Annotated in this window: 16 protein-coding genes; all 16 read left to right on the top strand. The window is 61.7% G+C overall.

The features are described from left to right. The first annotated feature begins 495 nt into the window (after positions 1-495). The 16 genes from sprA (at position 496) to OXG98_01020 (ending at position 19,763) form a co-directional block, all read left to right on the top strand. Positions 496-6,753 (top strand): cell surface protein SprA, encoded by a 6,258-nt coding sequence (sprA, locus tag OXG98_01095; protein ID MCY3770609.1) that lies wholly within the window; start codon positions 496-498, stop codon positions 6,751-6,753. Positions 6,754-6,861: 108 nt separating this feature from the next. After that, complete coding sequence (locus OXG98_01090) at positions 6,862-7,407, top strand: helix-hairpin-helix domain-containing protein (protein ID MCY3770608.1); 546 nt, start codon at positions 6,862-6,864, stop codon at positions 7,405-7,407. Positions 7,408-7,558: 151 nt separating this feature from the next. Further along, positions 7,559-8,341, top strand: a complete 783-nt coding sequence (locus OXG98_01085; protein MCY3770607.1) for an RsmD family RNA methyltransferase — start codon at positions 7,559-7,561, stop codon at positions 8,339-8,341. Further along, positions 8,338-8,823: a pantetheine-phosphate adenylyltransferase gene (gene coaD / locus OXG98_01080; GenBank protein MCY3770606.1), complete on the top strand. Its 486-nt coding sequence runs from the start codon at positions 8,338-8,340 to the stop codon at positions 8,821-8,823. Before OXG98_01085 ends, coaD begins: the two co-directional genes overlap by 4 nt. Positions 8,824-8,871: 48 nt before the next feature. After that, positions 8,872-10,083 carry a pyridoxal phosphate-dependent aminotransferase gene (locus tag OXG98_01075; protein MCY3770605.1) on the top strand — a complete coding sequence of 404 codons (1,212 nt, stop codon included), beginning with the start codon at positions 8,872-8,874 and terminating at the stop codon, positions 10,081-10,083. Positions 10,084-10,133: 50 nt separating this feature from the next. Further along, the gene (locus OXG98_01070; GenBank protein ID MCY3770604.1) at positions 10,134-11,309 is read left to right on the top strand and encodes an NYN domain-containing protein; all 1,176 of its coding nucleotides are present in this window, start codon (positions 10,134-10,136) and stop codon (positions 11,307-11,309) included. A 160-nt stretch (positions 11,310-11,469) separates the two neighbouring features. Continuing rightward, positions 11,470-12,393, top strand: coding sequence for a malate dehydrogenase (mdh, locus tag OXG98_01065; protein ID MCY3770603.1), 924 nt, complete (start codon positions 11,470-11,472; stop codon positions 12,391-12,393). A gap of 69 nt (positions 12,394-12,462) precedes the next feature. Beyond that, positions 12,463-13,692, top strand: coding sequence for an NADP-dependent isocitrate dehydrogenase (gene icd / locus OXG98_01060; GenBank protein MCY3770602.1), 1,230 nt, complete (start codon positions 12,463-12,465; stop codon positions 13,690-13,692). A 115-nt stretch (positions 13,693-13,807) separates the two neighbouring features. After that, a complete protein-coding gene (gene obgE, locus OXG98_01055) occupies positions 13,808-14,833 on the top strand; it encodes a GTPase ObgE (GenBank protein MCY3770601.1) in 1,026 nt (341 codons plus the stop codon). Positions 14,834-14,935: 102 nt separating this feature from the next. Next, complete coding sequence (dprA, locus tag OXG98_01050) at positions 14,936-16,036, top strand: DNA-processing protein DprA (GenBank protein ID MCY3770600.1); 1,101 nt, start codon at positions 14,936-14,938, stop codon at positions 16,034-16,036. 114 nt (positions 16,037-16,150) lie between these two features. Next, entirely contained in the window at positions 16,151-16,642 is a 492-nt protein-coding gene (gene rfaE2 / locus OXG98_01045) for a D-glycero-beta-D-manno-heptose 1-phosphate adenylyltransferase (protein MCY3770599.1), read from the top strand. A 60-nt stretch (positions 16,643-16,702) separates the two neighbouring features. Beyond that, positions 16,703-17,008: a hypothetical protein gene (locus tag OXG98_01040; GenBank protein MCY3770598.1), complete on the top strand. Its 306-nt coding sequence runs from the start codon at positions 16,703-16,705 to the stop codon at positions 17,006-17,008. Continuing rightward, complete coding sequence (locus OXG98_01035; protein ID MCY3770597.1) at positions 17,001-17,804, top strand: phytanoyl-CoA dioxygenase family protein; 804 nt, start codon at positions 17,001-17,003, stop codon at positions 17,802-17,804. The genes OXG98_01040 and OXG98_01035 overlap by 8 nt, the downstream gene beginning before the upstream one ends. A gap of 38 nt (positions 17,805-17,842) precedes the next feature. Beyond that, a complete protein-coding gene (locus OXG98_01030) occupies positions 17,843-19,198 on the top strand; it encodes an amino acid permease (protein ID MCY3770596.1) in 1,356 nt (451 codons plus the stop codon). Beyond that, complete coding sequence (locus OXG98_01025; GenBank protein ID MCY3770595.1) at positions 19,185-19,466, top strand: hypothetical protein; 282 nt, start codon at positions 19,185-19,187, stop codon at positions 19,464-19,466. The genes OXG98_01030 and OXG98_01025 overlap by 14 nt, the downstream gene beginning before the upstream one ends. Before the next feature lie 108 nt (positions 19,467-19,574). After that, entirely contained in the window at positions 19,575-19,763 is a 189-nt protein-coding gene (locus OXG98_01020; GenBank protein MCY3770594.1) for a hypothetical protein, read from the top strand. Positions 19,764-19,765: the final 2 nt, after the last annotated feature.

Genomic DNA, 19,765 nt, shown 5'->3' with positions numbered 1-19,765 from the left:
GGAGATCGCACCGGTGACGCGGCGGTGACCGGCGGAGGATCGCGCCAGTGATCGGCGGAGGATCACCGGCGTGGAAAATGGAGCCGGGAGACTCCGTGGCAACCCGTTCGCGTGTCGGGGCCTACTTCAGCTTTCGCACCCGGTAAAAACAGGCGGCGGTCACGGCCGTGATCACGGTCCAGGCGAGAATCAGAAAGACCCATCCGCCCGCGGTCAATTCGGTGGTTTGATGTTCCATAGGGAGCAAACTCCAGGTTTCTGCTTCAGATTCGAAGTGGTTCGAGCATACCCTAATCCCTGCCGTGGCCCCTGTCAAGCCATTTACCTGCGGTTACCGGTGTGGAACGCCAGGCGTCCGCCGACCGTCCTTCCTGCATGGAACGCCAGGCGCCCGCCGGTCGTACTTCCGTACTATGAACAGGTGTTGCGAGTGTAACATCCCCGGTTTATTTTCGTTTATCTATGAAACGCATTTGCACAATTTTCCTCAGCCACGTGCTGGTATCTCTGTGGACCTTCGCCGCACAGGCGGAAGGTCCGCAGATCCGGCTCGAAAGCGCACGGCTGCATATCGTAACTTTCGAAGAGGTTGACGAAATCGCCCACGGGCAAAACAGATCCCCGTTACGTACCCTCACCGACCGGCCGCGGCCTTCGGGCGGACGGACCATCGTTTATCCCGACCTCCAGCTACTCGCGTTCATCGACGACGAAGGACTGGACCGGCGCGTGCCGCTGGTCCTTTCTTTTGACCAGTATTACCGGCTTCGCAGCTCGGCGCAGTTCAGGAAACTGTGGCGGACATCCGTGCTTTCCTACGTCCTCGATACCGAAATGCGCATGAACCAGGAGGGACTGCTGACCCTCGACGTGCCGGTGAACCTGCCCACTTTTCTGGGCGGCGGCTCACCTGTCATCCGGATTCTCGGAAGGCAACGAATCGAGATGGACATGGACAGCAGATGGACGGAGGGTAACGCGAGCACGGCGACGAACCGGGTTTCCCGGGCACCCAACGTATCCATGAAACAGAACCAGGAATTCACCGTTACGGGGAACATCGGCGAGAAGATCGAGGTGAACATCAAGCAGAACAGCGAAGCGTTCACCGACCTCGACAACAACCTCGCCATACGCTACCAGGACGTTGCCGACGACGGGCGGGAAGGAAACGGCATACTGAAGAGCTTCGAGGCGGGAAACGTATCCCTCGAACTGAAGAATACGGAATTCACGGGCTACACGCAACAGCACACCGGCCTCTTCGGAATCAAAATGAGAAGCCAACTCGGCAACTTTCACCTGACCGCGATCGCCAGCCAGGAGAAGGGAGAAGGCGAGTCGGCCACGTTCCAGGCGGGCTCGCAGGGTTCCAGCCGGGTGATCAGGGACCTCGACTTCAGGCGCAGGACGTACTATTTCATCGACGAAAGATACCGCCGGGATTTCTCGCGGAGAGACGAAAACGGATACCGCGTCGCAAGCGAGGACTCGGTCCGGGTGATCCAGGTCTACGTGTCGGGGCAACTCACCCCGACCGACGAGCCGAAACTGGTCATTGCCAACGCCTATCCGGATCCCCCGGTGTACGATTCGGCGGGCGCGCTCATCCAGGGATCGGAGGAAGGTGAATACGTAAGAGGGAAGTTCAAGTACCTGGAATCCGACGAATTCTACGTAAACGAACGATTCGGCTACATCGCGCTGAATTCGCCGCTGCAGGAAGACGACATTCTCGCGGTTTACTACGAGACCGTGAACCGGGACGGAGAAGTCAAAAGGTACGGCCGCCTGGGCGGCGATGCCCCGCTGCTTCGCCTGCTCAAACGGCAACAGGAACGTCCACCCGATGTGCCGGACGATCCCGCACAGTGGGGCACCTGGCAATACGAATGGCGAAACGTGTATTACCTCGGCCAGACAGATATCGATCCGGAGAATTTCGAACTGAGGATATACCAGTTGAAGAAAGAGGGCGAGCACAGTGAAGTCGACGAGAACGGAACACCCTACATACAGTTGTTGGGACTCGACCGAAGGGGGGTGGACCCAGGTTCCGAACCCGACCAGATCGTCGATATCGACTACGCATTGTTGAATCTCGAGCGGGGTGAATTGATTTTTCCTGACCAGTATCCCTTCGCGCCGGACCTGACACGGACCGCCGCCGGCGAACTGGCCTATCCGGATACCCAGGGCGAAGGCCTTCCCGACGAAACACCCGAGTTCTACACCCTCACGGCCAAGCTGGTCAACAGCCAGTTCAGTACATTGAACAAGTACTTCATGGAGGTCAAGTACCGGAACCAGCTTTCCCAGTACTCACTCGGGCGGTCCAATATCATCGAGGGAAGTGAAATCGTGCTGCTGAACGGCGAGCAACTGCAACGGGGATCGGACTACATCATTCTGTACGAGGTCGGTCAGATCCGCTTCACGAACGAGGAGGCCCTGAGCCCGGACGCGGACGTCACCGTGCAGTTCCAGTTCGCCCCCTTCTTCAAACCCGTGTCGAACACCCTGCTGGGTGTGCAAGGGGAATACCAGTTCGACGAACGGTCCTGGATAAAGGGCACCTTACTCTACCGTTCCGACAAGGCCCTTGAGCAGAAGTCCCGGATCGGCCGCGAGACCGGCCGCTACATGATGTGGGGAATCGACACCCGCCTGGCCTTCGAACCGGACTTCCTGACTTCGTTCATGGACTTCATCTCCCCTGCCGACCTGGGGGATGAAACGTCCTCCCTGGTCATCGAGGGCGAACTCGCCCAGAGCGTACCCAATCCCAATATCCTGGGCGACGGGTTCATCGACGACTTTGAAGGGAGCAAGGAGGAAACCGACCTGGGCGTGCGCCGCAGCGGCTGGCGGCCGGCCAGTCCACCCGACGAGTATGCGCACGGCCAGCGGGGCAGGATGATCTGGTACAATCCCCTGGAGCAGGTCGATGTCCGCCAGATCTATCCAACCCGCGAAGTCACGGGCCGGGACCAGTTGCAGCACGTGCTGATCATGGAATTCGACCCCACGGAACCCGACTTGCGCTGGGGCGGAATCCACTCGGATTCGACCTTCAACGCACCATGGCGGCAAAGCGGACCGGATGACGTAATGGACCGGTGGGCCGGGTTGATGCATCCACTGGCCGGGAGCAACGTGGACCAGACGCGCAGCAGGTTTATTGAGTTATGGGTGAATGGCAACCGGGGTGAACTGCACATCGACCTCGGGAAGATCAGCGAGGACGTCAACGACGACGGCCGGCTCGATACGGAAGACGACAGAAGCGACGGATACGGCAACAATCTTCTGGAACCGGAAGAAGACATCGGCATGGACGGTCTGCGGGACGAGGAAGAGACCGGTTACGATCCGGTGGCCAATCCGGACCCGCACGGAGACAACTTCTCCTTCGAGGGCACGATGGGCAGCGCCGTGCCGGTCGCCCAGGTCGACTACAGCAAGATCAACGGACCGGAAGACAATGCCGGCGATCCGGACCAGAACCGGCGTCCCGACACCGAGGACCTCGACTACTCCGGTTTCCTGGACAGCCGGAACGATTACTTCAAGTACGTCGTGAATCTGAGCCCGGACCACGAAGACACCGTATTCGTGGCCGGGGGCGACCGGGAGTACTCCAACTGGGGGAGCCCGGACAGTTGGCGCATGTATCGTATTCCCCTGGATAACGAACTTTTTGTTGCCGATACTACGGGCTCCGAGCCTTCGGAGAACGCAGGTCAGCAGGATGTTGCGGGAGGCGGAACGGCGAAGGTAAACCGGGCTTTCGATGGTGTGGTAGGCGTGCCGGGATTCGACGAGATCGAAATGGTCCGCCTCTGGATCACGAAAGTGAATGAACCGGTGAAGATGCGTATCGCCTCCATCAATATCGTCGGCAATCAGTGGCAGGAGGACTTTTCCGGAGCGATCATCGATTCCAGCGGCAATCCGGTACCGGCCGACTCGCTGTCAGTCGATGGGGAGACTTTCGATGTCGCCGTGAAGAATACCTATGACAATCCGGGTGAATATACGTCGCCGCCCGGCGCGATCATCGAGTACGATCGCGTAACCGGTCTGCAGAACAAGGAGCAGTCGCTGGTCCTGACCTATACCAACCTGCAACCCCACCACAGCGCCCAGGCCTACCGTACCCTGTTCTCCGACCAGGACTACACGTTGTACAATACCCTGAGACTGTACATCCATGGCTCTGACAACTTTGAACCCGACCGTTCGCCCGAGTTTTTCATTCGATTCGGTGGCGGAGTATCCGACTATTACGAGTATCGTACGCGTGTTTTACCCGGCTGGGACGAAGCGAATCATCTGAGGGTGGACTTTGACGACTTGACGATCCTCAAGAGCGAAACGGAATCGGCACGGAGAACGGCGACGGTAACGGACACCACCCATACGGTCACGCTGAGCGACGGGAAGGAGCGTTCCGTTCGATTCAAGGAGGGTCCTCCGGGAGAGGGGCTTATGCTGGCCATAGTCGAACTGGAAGGAAACAGACAGTACAGAGTACTCGGTTCACCCGCCCTGGCGCGGATACGTCATATCACGGTGGGGATCTACAATCCTTACGAGAAGCCGCTTTCGGGCGGTGAGCTCTGGCTGGACGAACTTAGGGCGGGCGACGTCAGGCGTGACCGCGGTCTGGCGGGCCGCTTGAAGATCGACGCCGATTTTGCAGACGTATTCTCGCTATTCGGAAGCGTAAGAAGCGTGGGCAGTCACTTTCGAAGAATAGGCGAGGAAGAAGCAAAAAGCAGGACCACGGTGATGAATTTTACCAGTCTGCTGAACCTCGGAAACATGCTGCCGGAGGACTGGGGGTTGTCCATCCCCATGCGATTTCGGTGGAGAAACGATCTGAGGCTTCCGCGTCTGCAGGTCGGCTCCGATATCCTGCTGCTGAACCAGGAGCAGCGCGAAGCACAGCGCACGGAGAACACGAACCAGTCCTTTTCGGCATCGTTCTCCAAGCGAGTCGGTTCAGAAAATCCCTTCGTCGCCTGGACCATGGAACGTATCCGGCTGGATTTTACGTCGACCAGCTATTTCCGGCACACCGTCTCGCGAATCGACACATCGGGTTCCTACCGTGCCCGTCTGTATTACAATCTGACCCCTCGCTCCGAGATCCAGTGGCAGATTCTCGGGTGGACGCCGTTACCGGAATTCATTACCGGCCTGACTTTCAACCCACTTCCGGTGCGACTGGAGCTGTTCTCGGAAATCAACCGCGACAGGCGGATCTATCGCAGCAGGCTGACGCAGACTGTCGAGGTCGAAGATACCGGTGAAATGGAATCGGCCAGTCCGGACCGCGGCGAACGGTTCACCCGTTATTTGAATCGTAACGTAAGAGCAACCATGAAACCCTTCAGAGCGGTGACAATGAACTACAACCTGTCCGTTTCCAACGACATGAAATCCGATTCCACGGTATCGTTTGCCAGACTGGATTTCGGACCGGAAACCAGCTACCGCCAGAGCGTGGCCATCGACTACCGTCCCGAGATCACGACCTGGTTCAGGCCCTCATACAATTTCACCACGTCTTACGCCGAGAATCGGAATCCCCTGTTACAGCCCGCCGGCGCTTCGCCTGAGGCCCGGAACATCACATTCAACAACCAGCAGGGCGTACGTACAAACGTCAATATGGCCAGGATGGCATCGAACGTTTTCGGGAGATCTTCCCGAGGATCGAGTCAGGAGGGCTCGGGATGGTTCCGCCTTAACGTGATAGACCAGCTTGCCGCGGTCTTTCGCAATCTCGCGCCGGTCACGCTGGACTACAAGATCAGTCGCAACCAGAACTTCTTCAACGCGATATCCCGTCCAACCTTCCGGGAGCGCATGGGGCTGTCGGATCATTTTTCGGTGCCGTTCGATACGCTGGGATCCGGCGGTCAAGTTACCGGGATTCAGCGTAACCGGGAAGCGGAAGCAAACCGGTCTTCCTTCAACCTCCGAACGGGATTCAGGTTCCTCGGGGCGACGCTGTCCGTTGGGCCCACATGGGCATCGACCCACAACCGGTCCACGAGTCTAAACCGAAAACAGAACAACATCACGTGGCCCGAAATGAACCTGCGCTGGAGCCCCAATCCAAGGAATATGGGCGACTTTGGCCGGATGTTCCGCCGCATCGAATTGTCCAGCGGGTATTCGAGACGCAAGGGGAAGAACACCGACCTGAAACTCACTGCCCTTGCGGCCGCCCAGGGGAACGCGACTTCGGGGGCCGCGGATCCCGGTGAAGCCGGAATCACCCGGACGACCACGACCAATCTGTCTCCGCTCATCAGTTTCGTCGCTGATCTGAACGCCGGCGTGGTACTGAGAGGCAATTTCACCACGTCGGAACAATTGACCCAATTCGGAACGAGCGCGACCGACCGGAAAGATCGGAACAGGCGACTCACCATCGCGTTAGACTACCGGCTCAGGCCCGGGATCCGGATCTTCGGGAAGAGGACGAGCGGGGACATAAACGCCCGGCTGCAATTCATCCGGAATTCCAGTAAGACCCTGATTTCACGCATAGGTGGCGATTTCCAACCCAACAACGGGCAGAATCAGAATCGGTTCTCGGTCACGACGGACTACCGTTTCAGCCGATACGTCCGCGGTGGCATCACGGTCGAGCTGACGAATACGATGAACGTAATAACCCAACAGAAACGGCTTCGGCGGGGAGGCGGCCTGTGGACCGAGTTTACATTCAACTGACTTGCCAGGGGCGCGACTTCAACTGACTTGCCAGGGGCGCGACCACGGTATTGGCTCGACACACAGATGAGTAACGACTGCCGATAACCGCTGACAAACGGTGAAACCATGACAAAAGGGGAGATACAGGCCATCCTGTTCGTCGCGGTCAGCATGCTGGCCGGGGGTCTCGTTCTGCTGGTGAAACAGTTCGATTCGGATTTCATGCCCGATCTGGTTCCAGCCGCGGCGGACGGACGGCTGAACGCCGGAATCCAGGGGCAATCAGCGCAAACCACGGGAAATGCCATGACCATGGCGGGAGGAACTTCGGGTGGGGAGGCCGATGCCGGCGGGGGGAGGTCCGGCGGGGGGAGGTCCGGCGGGGACTTGCCGTATCCGCAGACTTTGGCCCCCGGGGCGGATAGTCGATACCTGGCCCCCGGGGTCCCGTCAAAGTCCGCCTTTTCAAACGCGAACCTGCGTGTGCCCATAAATACCGCCCCGGCCTCCGAACTCCAGAAACTGCCCGGCATCGGTCCCACGCTGGCGGAACGAATCATCGCTTTCCGGGAACATGCAGGCTCCTTTGCACGTGTCGAACAACTGCTGGAGGTGAAGGGCATCGGTCCCGCCAAACTCGACCGGTTACGTCCCTTTGTGGAACTCCCGTAGACGGCTGACCGGACCCCTGCTACCCTGTGCCGGTTACCCCCGCGGACAGCCGTGGAACAGGGGTTTCACGCCCGCCTTTTTTGTTGACAATCACCCCCTGCAATTCTATTTTCGGTGTGGTCCAAACGGTAATGGCCGGAAGTGGGGGACTATGCTGCGAATCGGCACGGGTATCGCCAAGGGAAGGCGGCTGAAGTCCGTAACCGGTGCGATTCGTCCCACCGGCAGCCGCGTACGTGAATCGTTGTTTGACATCCTTTCGGCCCGAATCGCAGACGGCACCGTGCTGGATCTGTGTGCCGGCAGCGGGGTTCTGGGCATTGAAGCCCTGAGCCGGGGGGCGCGCTGCTGTCTGTTTGTCGACCATGACCGGCGTGCTGTCCGGATGATCAGGGACAACCTGGATCGCTGCGGATTCGGTGGTCAGCCAGGGCGGCATGGTCAGCCAGGGCGGCATGGCCGGCATGATCGGCAGGACGGGCACACCGGGCAGGGCCCGCGTGACCGGGGCGGTCCGGATGGACAGGGCAGGGTCTGGATGGCAGACGCCGTCCGGAGTCTGGGTCACCTCGCCGACCATTCCTGCGCGGTGGACATCATACTCGCCGATCCGCCCTATGGCGATCCTCTTGCCCGGGAAATCATCTGGACCACAGGCGAGCGGAGCGTCTTGGCTCCCGGCGGCCTGCTCGTACTGGAGCATCGCGGAGACGACCCATTGGAACCCTGCGCCGGGCTCGACCTGGTACGCAGAAGAGATATCGGCGAGACAGCGCTATCGTTCTTCCGGTCCACCCAGACCGCCCAGGCCGCCTGGCCGGCCAGGTCCGCCCGGACCGCCGGGTCCGATCAGCCTGTACCGGCGGCAAACGTGAATCGGTCGGAAGTCCTGCCGCTGGATCTTTCACCTCCTTCATCGAGAACCCGGCGATGAGCGTTGCGATATATCCCGGCACATTCGACCCCGTGACCAACGGACATCTGGATGTACTGAGACAGGCGTTGACCGTGTTCGACCGGGTGGTGGTGGCCGTCGCGCCCAACACGGGCAAGCAGCCGATGTTTTCGACGGAGGAACGGGTGGAGATGTTCAGGGAGGCCGTGGATGGCTGGTCCGAGGTCGAGGTGTTGTCCTCGGACGGGTTGACGGTCGACCTGGCGGCAAGGCTTGAGGCCCGTGCCATTATCCGCGGCATCCGTTCCGCCGGAGATCTGGAGACAGAATCCCAGATGGCGCTCATGAACCGGCGCCTGGCCCCGGCGGTGACCACGGTATCGTTCTTTCCCGGTGAACCATCGGTGTATGTGAGCTCTTCGCTCGTCAAAGAGGTCTTCCGTTTCGGTGGCGACGTAAGCCATCAGGTCCCGCCTCCCGTGTTGAAGGCGCTGTCGGAAAAGCGCGGCTCGATCAGCTGACTCCCGGTAAATCCAAGGATTCCCGACACCACCTCCCGTCCCTTTCCCATGCCCGCTATTCGTCTCCTTTCCCGAAAACTGGATCGCATCGCACCCTCCGCGACCACCGTACTCAACGAACGGGCCATCGCCATGAGACGCGAAGGCATCGACGTTTTCAATTTCGCCGTGGGCGAGCCGGACTTCCCCACGCCGGACCATATCAAGGAAGCGGGCATGGCCGCGATCCGGGACAACATCACCCGGTACACGCCCGCGACCGGTATCCAGGACCTCAAGGAAGCGATCTGCCGCAAGCTGGCCAGGGACAACGGGCTCGAATACGCGCCAAACCAGATCGCGACGACCTCCGGGGGCAAGCACGCCCTCTACAACCTGCTCTACGTGATCTGCGACGAGGGAGACGAAGTCCTCGTCCCGGCGCCCTACTGGGTCAGTTATCCCGAGATGGTGAAACTCGCGGGCGCCGTGCCGGTGGTGCTGGACACGGATTCCGACACCTCTTTCAAGGTGACGGCCGGCCAGGTGCGGTGCGCGATTACGCCGAAGACCAAGGCGCTCATGCTCAACACCCCTTCCAATCCCACGGGTATGGTGTACACGCGGGACGAACTCGCCGCCATCGCCGAAGTGGTCATGGACACGGGGATATACGTCATTACCGACGAACTGTACGAGAAGATCCTGTATGACGGCCATCGCCATGTAAGCATCGCCGCCCTCCATCCGCGGATGAAGGAACAGGCGCTGGTGGTCAACGGACTGTCCAAGGCGTATGCCATGACCGGCTGGCGCCTGGGTTACGCCGCCGGCCCCCGGGAGGTTCTGGACCTGGTCGTGAAATTCCAGGGGCAGACCGTCATGCATCCGAGCGCCATCACCCAGCACGCCGCCGTTACCGCGCTGACCGGTCCGGAGGACTTCCTGCCGCCCATGATCAGGGCATTCGACCGCCGTCGGAACTACATCCTGGAAAGACTCGGGAACATGCCCGGCGTAGCCTGCTCCCGGCCCGGCGGTGCATTCTACGTGTTCCCGGACATGTCGGCCTATACGGGTTACAGACGGCCCGACGGACGCGCCATCGAAGGATCGCTGGACCTCGCCATGTACCTGCTGGAGGATTACCAGGTGATCTCGGCGCCGGGCGCCGCCTTCGGAACGGAAGGGTGTCTGCGGTTTTCCTACGCCACTACGCTGGACATTATCGAAAAGGGCATGGACCGGGTGGAGGAAGGGTTGGCGGCGTTAAAGGGTTGACCGCGCAGTCCCGCGGGGCCTGCCGAACACATCGCGAATACGGCGAATACATGGAAAACTCGAAAACCACGCTGCCGGATTACGGGCATCTTTTCAGCAGGATCGACGAAAAGGGGCTCACAAGGGTCCTGGAACTCGCCCTCGACCGTCAGCTGATCGTCAAGCTGTTGCACATCTGCGGCCTGGTCGGCGACGGCCGGGACCTGGAGTCCACGGCCATGCATACCCTCGCCGCTCAGCTCGCCGGTGATTGCTTCGAGCGGGAAGTTACCGCCGCGCAGGTCATCCGGACCCTGGTTCAAACCAGCGCCCGGGAGATCGCACAGATCGGGAGCACGCCCTCCGAAGACATCAATGCCCTGCTGGGCGACCGGACCGACGCCTACACCCGGGAGTGCGGGCGGATGACCTTCGCCATGTTACTGGATGAAAGAGAGGCGGTCTACGCGCCGGCTGTCGAACGCCTGAACCGGATTCAGGCCTTTCAATCCGGCTCCGGCGTATCGGAGGAGACGGCGTCTTCCTACCTGCGGGACGATCCGGTGCTGAACGGCGGGCCGGAGGACGCGCGCCAGATGGAGGACGCGCGCCAGATGGAGGATGCGGACCTCGCGTTGATCGAAGCCCGGCGGCACAGCGTGGACCTGGAAAAACGGAATCGGATTCTGGAAGATCGCGTCAGGGAGATGCAGCGGCGAATCGAACAGTTCGACGAAGGAGCCGGCACAGCTTCTGAAAGGGCGGCCCTCTTCATCGACGTGCAGAACATGTGGTATGCCGCCCGGCAGCAACACGGGATTTCGGCGCGGGTGGATTTCGAGAAGCTCATGCAGGCCGCCGTGGGCGAAAGACGACTGATTCGTGCCTACGCCTACGTGATCCAGACGCCGGAGGTTGACCAGAGCGGTTTCGTAACGATGCTGGAACAGTTCAGCTACGAGGTGAAGCGGAAGGACCTCCGCAGGCGCAGCGACGGTTCGGCAAAGGGCGACTGGGATATGGAGATGGCCATCGACATGATCAGGATAGCCGACAAGGTCGACGTCGTCGTCCTGGCCAGCGGCGACGGTGATTTCGTGTCGCTGATCCAGCTGCTCAAGGAGCGGGGACCGCGGGTGGAGGTGTTTTCCTTCCCGCACAACACGGCGCGTGACCTGATGGAAACCGCGGACCATTACCATCCCATGGACGCCTCTCTGCTGATCGATATGGATCCGGCCCGCTGAACGGATCGCGGCCGATTCGAACGGCGGCCGGCGGGGACCGGCACGAGCCGACGGACAGTTGAACCCAGAAAGAACAGGAACGCCCGAATTCATAATAGACTTCGGTGATCATGAGCGGATCGTACGAAGACCGATACATCGTTATTATACGGAGGATCAAATGGTAAAGATCGGCATTGTCGGTGCGGGCAACGTGGGGGCGACCGCGGCGCTGTACGCCGCCCAGAAGGAACTGGGCGATATCGCTCTCATCGACGTCGTCGACGGAATCCCCCAGGGCAAAGGACTGGACATGATGGAAGCCGGACCCGTACTGGGATATGATTCCGCGATAGAGGGATCCAACGATTTCGCGGCCCTGGAAGGCGCGGCCCTCGTGGTCGTCACCGCCGGCCTGGCCCGCAAGCCCGGCATGGACCGGCTCGACCTGCTGAAGAAGAACGCGGAGATCATCACGTCGGTGACCGAAAGCATCGTCAAGTACGCGCCGGATGCCCAGGTCCTGATGGTCAGCAACCCGCTGGACGTCATGACCTATGTCGCCCTCAAGGTATCGGGGTACGGGCGGAAGCGCGTCTACGGACAGGCCGGCGTGCTCGACTGCGCCCGTTACCGTTCCTTCGTCGCCATGGAACTCGGCGTCTCCATGGAAGACACGCAGGCGATCATCCTCGGCGGACACGGCGACACCATGGTCCCCATTCCGCGGTACACCACGGTCTCCGGCATACCCATCACCGAACTGCTGTCCCGGGAAGCCATCGACCGCATCGTGCAGCGGACCCGCGACGGCGGCGCGGAGATCGTCAACTACCTCAAGACGGGCAGCGCCTACTATGCTCCGGCGGCTTCCGTCGTCCAGATGGTGGAATCCGTCCTGAAGGACAAGAAACGCGTGCTGCCCGCCTCGGTGATGCTGGAAGGCGAGTACGGACTGCGGGACGTCTGTGTGGGGGTGCCCGTGAAGCTGGGAAGCGAGGGCATCGAGGAAGTGATCGAACTGGAACTTTCGGACGACGAGCAGGCGGCGCTGCGAGCTTCCGCCTCAGTGTACCAGGAGAGCCTGGACGAACTGGGCATATAGATCCATGCAACCGGGCATATGGCATCCACATCACATGAAGGAAACCTGACTGAGGAGGAAGAAAGCGACATGGCTGCAAAACCACCCGCTGGTGGAAAGCACATTACCATCGATGCCCGGGGCGTGCTTGACGTCCCGGATCAGCCCGTCATCCCTTTCATCGAAGGCGACGGCACGGGACCGGATATCTGGAGGACGGCCCAGCGCGTTTTCGACGCCGCCGTCGACAAGGCGTACGGCGGTGACCGGCGCATCGCGTGGCACGAGGTGCTGGCAGGAGAAAAGGCCTTCAACTTTACAAACAGCTGGCTTCCGGATGAAACGGTAGAAAGTTTTCGGGAATACCTGGTGGGCATCAAAGGGCCCCTGACGACACCCGTGGGCGGGGGCATCCGCAGCCTGAACGTGGCGCTGCGCCAGATCCTCGACCTGTACGTATGCCTGCGGCCGGTACGATGGTTCACCGGCGTGCCCAGCCCCGTACGGCATCCCGAGAAGGTGGACATGGTCATTTTCCGTGAAAATACGGAGGACGTGTACGCCGGGAAGGAACAGGAGGCCTACAGCGACGAGGCAGGCAGGCTGATCGCATTCTGCCGGGAGCAGTTCGGATGGGACATCCGGTCCGATTCCGGCATCGCCATCAAGCCGGTGAGCGAGACCGGCAGCAAGCGGTTGATCCGCGCGGCGATCGAGTACGCCATCGCGCGGAACCGCAAGAGCGTCACCCTGGTACACAAGGGCAATATCCAGAAGTTCACGGAAGGCGCCTTCCAGAAATGGGGATACGAACTCGCGAAGGAAGAATATCCGGACCGGCTGGTCAGCTGGGAGGAATGCGGGGGCAACGTCCCGGAGGGCAGGATCCTGGTCAAGGACGCCATCGCCGACATCTTCCTGCAACAGATCCTGACCCGGCCCGACGAGTTCGACGTCATCGCCACCATGAACCTGAACGGCGACTACATTTCCGATGCGCTGGCCGCCCAGGTGGGCGGTATCGGCATAGCGCCGGGCGGCAACATCAACTACAAGACCGGGCACGCCGTGTTCGAAGCGACCCACGGCACGGCGCCGAAATACGCCAACCAGGACAAGGTCAACCCGGGTTCCGTCGTCCTTTCCGGCGAACTGATGCTGCGCTATATGGGCTGGAGCGAAGCGGCCGACCTGATCATTCAGGGGATCGAAAAAGCCATCGGGGGCAGGATCGTGACGTACGATTTCGCGCGCCTGATGGATGGCCCGCGGGAAGTCAAGTGCTCGGAATTCGGCACGGCCATCATCGAGCGGATGTAGGTCTCACGTAACGCGGCCATCATCGAGCGGATGTAGGCCTCGGGCGACTTGTACAGTCCTCGAACGGCGCGATCGTATTGCCGATCGCGGGCGACCGGATCTTCGGATATCCCTCATGTTCGTCGACTTCGCGAGAATCCACGTAAAGGCCGGACGCGGCGGCCACGGCTGCTGCAGTTTCCGCCGTGAGAAGAACGTTCCGCGCGGAGGGCCGGACGGCGGCCACGGCGGCCACGGCGGCCATGTCGTTCTGCGGGTCGACCCGGGCAAGCGCACCCTGCTCGACTTCCAGTTCCAGCACCTGTACCGCGCCAGCAACGGCACCCACGGACAGGGCAAGGACATGCACGGGCGGAACGCCCCGGACCTGGTCATCGGCATCCCCCCCGGAACCATCGTCAAGGACCGCGAGACCGGCACGGTGATCTCCGACATGGTCGGAGAGGACCAATCCCTGGTTATCGCCCGCGGAGGAAGCGGAGGCCGCGGAAACTCGGCCTTCGCCACGTCCACCAACCGGGCGCCCCGGCGCTGGGAGGAGGGCCATCTCGGCGAGGAACGCCTGCTGGAACTCGAACTGAAGCTGATCGCCGACGTGGGGCTGGTCGGTCATCCGAACGCGGGCAAATCCACCCTGCTGTCGCGCCTGTCCGCCGTAAGACCCAAGATCGCCGACTATCCCTTCACCACGCTCGAACCCAACCTCGGCATCGTCAAGCTGGGGGACTACGACCGCTTCGTACTGGCGGACATCCCCGGCCTGATCGAAGGCGCCCACGAAGGCAAGGGGCTCGGACACCAGTTCCTCAGGCACATCGAGCGGACCCGGATCCTCGTCTTCCTGCTCGACGCGAGTCAGCCCGATCCCCTGCACGACTATGAAGTGCTCGTCAACGAACTCAGGCAGTTCAATCCCGTGCTCCTCTCCCGCCCCGCCCTTGTCGTATTCTCCAAGCTGGACCTGATCGTAGACCGTTCCATGCTGGAAGGATTCGTGGTGGACCCCGACCACGCGAAACACGCGGGCCAGCGCAACAACCCCGTGCTGGCGATCTCATCCGCCACCGGAGAAGGCATCTCCGAGCTCCTCGGGGAAATCGGCCAGATTCTTCACGAGATCGGACCCGCCGCGCTCGACTAAACTCTAGTAGAACGGTTTTACGCCAGTATAATGCGCGGACGACTGTCCGGAGACCCGTAGCCCGAAACCTGCATCGATATCCCATACTGCAAGGACCTGCCCATGTCGGATCTGGCATCCTGGCTGACCCTGGCACGCGTGCCGGGCGTGGGCGCGGCGCGGTTCCACGCCTTGCTGCGCCGGTTCGGATCCCCCTCCGCGGCCCTGTCCGCCTCCGTGGAGGAACTGACCGCGACCGAAGGGCTGGGGCCGCAGATCGCCCGGGCGATACGCACTTGCCGGGACGACGCCTTCGCCGACCGCCAGTTGCGCCTCCTGGAACGGCACGAGGCGCGAATCGTCACCTTCCGCGACCGGAGCTATCCCGAGCGCCTGCGGGAGATCTACGACCCACCGCCGCTGCTGTTCGTTTCCGGAGGTTGGGAAGCGCGCGATGAGCAGTCCGTTGCCATCGTGGGGACGCGGTTTACCTCTGCCTATGGCCGGAAGATGACCGAGTCGTTCAGCGCGGAGCTGAGTTCATACGGATTCACCGTCGTAAGCGGCATGGCGCGGGGCGTGGACACCCTGGCCCACAAGACCGCGCTTCGGGGAGACGGCCGCACCGTGGCCGTACTGGGATCGGGGCTGGACCGGCCCTATCCCGCGGAAAACCACAGGTTGATGTCATCGATCCGTCATCACGGCGCCGTGATGACGGAACAGCCCTTCGGCACCGGCCCGGACGCCGTCAATTTCCCCCAGCGGAACCGGATCATCAGCGGCGCCACCCTGGGAACGATCGTGGTGGAGGCCGGTCAGCGCAGCGGTGCGCTGATCACCGCCCGCTTCGCCCTGGACCAGGGCCGCGAAGTCTTTGCCGTCCCCGGTCCGCTGAACGCGCCCGGCAGCGAGGGCGTAAACAGGCTGATCAAGGACGGCACCGCCAAGCTGATCCAGCGCGTCGAGGACGTGATCGACGAACTGGCGCCCCGCCTGGGTTTCGATCCGGCCCGGATAGAACGAAAACCGCCCGTCCCGGCGTTCGACCTGCTGCCGGAGGAGAAAGCCGTGTACGGCCGACTGTCTTCGGAGCCGGAACACATCGATCAACTGGCGTCCGCTCTTGCCCTTACTTCCTCGCAGGCGCTCGGCGTCCTGCTGGCGCTCGAGCTGAAGGGGGCGGCGCGGCAGCTCCCGGGCATGATGTTCGTCCGGTCCTGACCTTCTGATCCCGGCCGCCCTCCGGCTGGTTATTTCGGTTGACACGGCCCGACTCCTGCGATATTACATCAAGGACGACCCGCTTGAATCGCTAACGGTATCCTGTGGCCAGTCATGCACACTCGGCAGACCCGCGGCAAACTCATCGGCCGCGATGAACTTGCAAAGGCGGCGGAGCACACCCGGCGGAAGGGCGGTACCGTCGTATTCACGAACGGGTGTTTCGATCTGCTCCATCCCGGCCACGTCCATCTGTTAGAGACCGCGCGGTCATTCGGCGACCTGCTTATCGTGGCCATCAACACCGACGCGTCCGTCCGGTCAATCAAGGACGAGGGACGCCCGATATACGACGAAACGGAGCGGGCCTACATGCTCAGCGCCCTGGCCTGCGTAGATCACGTGGTCCTCTTTGACGAACCGACGCCCATCCCACTGCTCAATCTGCTCAGGCCGGATGTCCTCGTCAAAGGGGGCCACTACGCACACGAGGAGGTGGTGGGCTGGGACGTGGTGGAGGGGTACGGCGGCCGCGTGGAAAGAGTGCCCGTACTGGACGGCATGTCCACCACCGGCACGATTGCGCGCATCACCGGAACCGCGTGACGGATCCGACCATGAATGACGTTTTCGTACTGAAAGACGCAGGACCAGAAAGGGAGCTTCATGTCTGAAACACGCCAGAAACTGCTGGTGCTTTATCTGCGGACCCCCGACCTGCATGCCGGCGTCGTGGCCTGGTCCGAATTCGACGGGACCTCGCCCGCCGACGAACGCCATACTTCGGGTGACGCCGCGGACTCCGGCGGGGATACGAGTCCGCCCTACGGCTCGGTTGTGGACGCCATGCGGGACGGCTGGCGGGTCGTCCAGTTTCCCCAGCAGTACCCGGCCTACCCGGGAACGGAATACCAGGTGTCCTATCTCAAGTACGAGTACATACTCGAAAAAATGGAGGTGGTCGATGGCTGACAGGACGCATCTTTTGAATTCCAAGCAGATGGCCCGGTTCGTCGCGGAAGGGTATCTCCGTTTCGACGAACTGGTTCCCGACGATCTGAACCGGGCGGTGAAGGCGGAAATGGACAACCAGGCCATTCCCCGGGAAGAGGCGGGATCGCCTCTGAGCGCCATATGGCCGGACGCGGCCGTGGGACGGGTGTTCAGGCTGCCGGAAATCGAAGGCATCATTCACAGTCTCGTCGGACCGGATCCGCTATACGATCACCACGCCGTGCACACCGTAGCGGCGGGCCACCATTTCGGACAGCACTGGCACGCGGACGCCATAATCGACACGCGGCTGCATTTCGACATCCAGTTCATGTATTTCGCCCACGACACGCCCCGGGAGATGGGCGGGACGCTGATTCTGCCCGGAAGCCATTACCGCCGGATCAGCGAATCCGACATCGCCCGGTACCACAACTTCGTGGGCCAGGTGCCGATGGTGTGCAAGGCCGGGACGGTGATCGTCCTCCATCACGGCATGTGGCACTGCGCGCAACCGAACCGCACCGGCCAGATGCGATACATGTTCAAGCTGCGCCTCAATCCCACGGTCCGGCAGCTTCGCCTGTGGAACACGGATGATATAGACGACCCGGAAGTCAGTCACATCCTGAGCACGAACCAGCCCTGGCATGGGAACGAAGAACGCATCGAACATGTCAACCGGATCCACTTCTGGCGGTTCTTGACCGGCGACGACCAGTTCGACAATCACTACTGGCTGAGCCGGATCGAGAACGAGCCCGAACTGGTGTGAGGAAACAGCCGTTATCCCGTATCTGAAAAGCCAACGTAATGACCACGGCTAATCTGCGCCGCCAACTGGGCATCTGGCCGACCACGGCCATGGTCATCAGCGGCATGATCGCCGTGGGTATCTTCCTGGTGCCCGCCGGGATGGCCAAGTCCCTGGGATCGCCCCTCCTGCTGCTGGCCATCTGGCTGGCGATGGCGGGGATGGCCCTGTGCGGGTCGCTCTGCTTCGGGGAACTGGCCTCCCGTTATCCCCACGCGGGCGGCGGATACATCTATCTCCGCGAAGCCTACGGCACCCCGACGGCCTTTCTCTACGGGTGGATGTCGCTGATGGTGCTCGACCCCGGCATCACGGCGACGCTCGCGACCGGACTGGCGAGCTACGCGGGCCACATATACCCGATGGATCCGGTCGCGATGAAGCTGCTGGCCATCGCCACGCTGGTCGTCCTTACGGGCGTCAACATCTACGGCGTGCGCATCGGCGCCTGGATCATCGTCCTGCTGACCGTGTTCAAAGTCGGCGTGCTCGCGGTCATATCCATCCTGGGGTTCGGCCTGGGACTCGGCGACTGGTCGAACTTCACGCCTTTCGTGGAGCGGCCGGCGGATTCGGGTCCTTTGTTCGGCGCCCTTGCCGGCGGCATCGTGGGCGCCTTCTTCGCCTTTGCGGGATGGTGGGACCTGAACAAGGTGGCCGGAGAAATCCGCGATCCGGCGAGGACCCTGCCCGGGGCGCTGCTGCTGGCGGTGGCCATCGTACCGCTGACTTATATCTCCCCCAGCGCCGTCTTCATGTACCTCGTACCCGTATCCCAGGTCACGAGCGACGAGACCTTCGCCGCGCAGGCCGGTGAAGTGCTCTTCGGCCGCAGCGGCGGCATTCTGTTTTCCTCCGTGGTCATTCTTTCGATCGCCGGCAGCCTCACCGGGTTGCTGCTGATGGCGCCGAGAGTATACTTCGCCATGGCGAGGGACGGGGTCTTTCTCCGCTTCGCCAGCGCGGTCCATCCCACCTTCGGAACGCCCTACCGCGCCATCGCCATCCAGGGCGGACTTGCTTCGGTGCTGGTGTGGCTGGGGACCTTCAGCCAGATCCTCGACTATTTCATCTTCGTGGCCGTGCTGTTCATCGCCCTGACCGTGGCGGGCCTGTTCGTGATCCGCCGCAGACAGCCCGACATGCCGCCGTACCGAACCCCCTTCTATCCCGTCACGCCGATTGTCTTTCTGATCCTCGCCGCGGTCCTGCTCGTGCTGCTCTTCGGCCACAGTCCGCTGCAGGCCATGCTGGGCGTCGGCGTGACCGCCCTGGGGATACCGGTGTACTATCTCGTGTTCCGAAATCAGTCCACGCGGCACAGGCAGACAGGAGAAGACCATGGCATGGATTAAGACCGTTTCCGCGACAGACGGGGACGAACGCCTGCTCGCGGCCCTCGAGGCGCAACGCGCGCTCTATCCGGCGGAGTACGACACGCCGGTGCATCCCACCGACGACGGCACTTCCGGCATCGTGGCGTCGCATTCGCTGATTCCGGAGGCGCTGCACCACGCCTTCGCCACCTTCGGGGTGCTGCTGTCGCCCGACCTCCCGTTGACCCGCCGGCAGCACGAGATGATCTCGACCGCGGTCTCGGCGGTCAACCGATGCGTTTACTGAATTGATTCGCACGCAGAGTTTCTGCGTCGGGTCACGCTGGACGGCGAACTGGTCGATTCGATCAAGTATGATTACGAAAAGGCGCCGCTAGGCGTGCAGGACCGGGCGATGCTGGATTTCGTCATCCGGCTCACCAAGGATGCCACGAAGATCCAGAAAACCGATCTCGATGGGCTGCGGTCCGTGGAATTCGACGACGTCGCCATCCTGCAGATCACCCTGATCGCGTCCTGGTTCAACTACATCAACCGCGTCGCGGACGCCCTGGGGGTGGGGCGGGACGCGGACGATTCGTAAGA

It is taken from the genome of Gemmatimonadota bacterium, assembly GCA_026706345.1.
Classification (GTDB): Bacteria; JAAXHH01; JAAXHH01; order JAAXHH01; family JAAXHH01; genus JAAXHH01.
Note: the sequence above shows the minus strand (reverse complement) of the source record. Positions and strands in the feature narration are given on the sequence as shown.

Excerpts from the sequence above, each read along its gene's own strand:
- coaD (MCY3770606.1), top strand. The coding sequence starts at position 8,338 with ATGAGCGTTGCGATATATCCCGGCACATTCGACCCCGTGACCAACGGA.
- OXG98_01085 (MCY3770607.1), top strand. The coding sequence starts at position 7,559 with ATGCTGCGAATCGGCACGGGTATCGCCAAGGGAAGGCGGCTGAAGTCC.
- icd (MCY3770602.1), top strand. The coding sequence starts at position 12,463 with ATGGCTGCAAAACCACCCGCTGGTGGAAAGCACATTACCATCGATGCC.
- OXG98_01035 (MCY3770597.1), top strand. The coding sequence starts at position 17,001 with ATGGCTGACAGGACGCATCTTTTGAATTCCAAGCAGATGGCCCGGTTC.
- OXG98_01040 (MCY3770598.1), top strand. The coding sequence starts at position 16,703 with ATGTCTGAAACACGCCAGAAACTGCTGGTGCTTTATCTGCGGACCCCC.
- OXG98_01030 (MCY3770596.1), top strand. The coding sequence starts at position 17,843 with ATGACCACGGCTAATCTGCGCCGCCAACTGGGCATCTGGCCGACCACG.
- OXG98_01075 (MCY3770605.1), top strand. The coding sequence starts at position 8,872 with ATGCCCGCTATTCGTCTCCTTTCCCGAAAACTGGATCGCATCGCACCC.
- OXG98_01070 (MCY3770604.1), top strand. The coding sequence starts at position 10,134 with ATGGAAAACTCGAAAACCACGCTGCCGGATTACGGGCATCTTTTCAGC.
- rfaE2 (MCY3770599.1), top strand. The coding sequence starts at position 16,151 with ATGCACACTCGGCAGACCCGCGGCAAACTCATCGGCCGCGATGAACTT.
- dprA (MCY3770600.1), top strand. The coding sequence starts at position 14,936 with ATGTCGGATCTGGCATCCTGGCTGACCCTGGCACGCGTGCCGGGCGTG.
- mdh (MCY3770603.1), top strand. The coding sequence starts at position 11,470 with ATGGTAAAGATCGGCATTGTCGGTGCGGGCAACGTGGGGGCGACCGCG.
- OXG98_01090 (MCY3770608.1), top strand. The coding sequence starts at position 6,862 with ATGACAAAAGGGGAGATACAGGCCATCCTGTTCGTCGCGGTCAGCATG.
- OXG98_01025 (MCY3770595.1), top strand. The coding sequence starts at position 19,185 with ATGGCATGGATTAAGACCGTTTCCGCGACAGACGGGGACGAACGCCTG.
- OXG98_01020 (MCY3770594.1), top strand. The coding sequence starts at position 19,575 with ATGCTGGATTTCGTCATCCGGCTCACCAAGGATGCCACGAAGATCCAG.
- obgE (MCY3770601.1), top strand. The coding sequence starts at position 13,808 with ATGTTCGTCGACTTCGCGAGAATCCACGTAAAGGCCGGACGCGGCGGC.